Raw genomic sequence first — 1,241 nt, 5'->3', positions numbered from 1 at the left:
GGCGGGCGGGTGCGGGTGCGGTGGAGGTCTTTGCGGGCGCGGCGGTGTTCCTTCTCCAGGTTGTGGGCGCGGCACAGGGGCTGGGCGTTGGCGAGGTCGGTGGTGCCGCCGTCCCACCAGGCGACCTTGTGGTCGATCTGGCACCACCGGGCGGGCCGGTCGCAGCCGTGCTCCCACTGGCAGGTGGCGTGGGAGGAGAACACCGCGATGCGGGCCTGGAGGGGGAAGATGCGCCGGGCGCGGCCCACGTCCAGCGGGGCGCCGGTGAGGGGTTCGACCACGATGCGGCGCAGCACGCAGTCCTTGGCCATGGCGCGCACGGCGGAGAGGGGGTAGACGGTGCCGTAGTCGCTGACGGCGGGGAAGATGCCGGGGATGCCGCGTAGTGCCTCCCAGGGGACGGTGAGGCGGATCTGGGCGGGTTGGCCGCCGGTGGTGGGGAGTTGGTCGCTGGTGCGCAGGGTGTGGTCGGCCATGTCGATGAGCTGGTCGAACAGGCGCTGGCGGGGGCGGCGGTCGTCGCCGTCGGGGGGCGGGGAGCCGAAGGCTTCGAGGGCGGCTTGGAGTTGGTCGGCCGAGACCTCGTCGCCCCAGGCCTCGAAGTGGAATCCGGCGTCGGGGCGGCGGGTGAGGGTGGCGCCGCGGGTGTCGTAGCGCTGGGCGTAGTCGCGTTCGTGGGTGTGGGGGTTGAGGCGGTAGCGCAGGCGTTTGCCGGCGGTGGCGAGGTCGGCGCAGGTGGTGGATTCCTGGACGGCGAGGTCGAGGAGGATGGCCTCGGCTTGGACGGCCAAAGCATCGGGCTGGGGCCATTCGGTGCGGTTGCGCTCTTCCACGGCTTTGGCCGTGTAGTGGCTGATGTGCTGGAGCTGGCCCAGGCTGATGCGGCCGTCCTCGTAGGCGGCGCGGGTCTCCTCGAGCGCCTGCGGGAGTTGGGCGGTGCGCGTGTAGGTCGCGGCTTCGGTGCGGCTCATGGTGGTGGTGTGGGTGATCCAGTCGACCAGGCGGGAGTAGCCGGAGCCGGTGAGTCCGCCGGCGGCCTCGAACGCGGCGAGGTTCGCACACAGGGCGTGCTTGACCTTGTCGAGGGCGGTGATGGTCGCGGCGATGTCCGCCCCGATCCCGGGGGCCGCCCCGGGCGGGATGTCGGCATCCGCGCACGCGGCCGCGTGCGCGGCGGCCGAGGCGAGGGTGCGGCGCACCCCGGCCAGTCCCCTGTCGGGGGGTGGCTCGTGGGGTGTTCC

1 protein-coding gene is annotated in these 1,241 nt (G+C 73.2%); it reads right to left on the bottom strand.

Going from position 1 to position 1,241, the window contains the following annotated elements:
• Positions 1-1,199, bottom strand: a 1,199-nt coding sequence (locus tag CLV63_RS33090) for an HNH endonuclease signature motif containing protein (RefSeq protein ID WP_106587182.1), incomplete at its 3' end; no start/stop codon positions are given.
• Between the last annotated feature and the right edge of the window lie 42 nt (positions 1,200-1,241).

Origin of the sequence: Murinocardiopsis flavida (genome assembly GCF_003014485.1) — a bacterium.
GTDB classification, from domain to species: Bacteria; Actinomycetota; Actinomycetes; order Streptosporangiales; family Streptosporangiaceae; genus Murinocardiopsis; species Murinocardiopsis flavida.
Note: the sequence above shows the minus strand (reverse complement) of the source record. Positions and strands in the feature narration are given on the sequence as shown.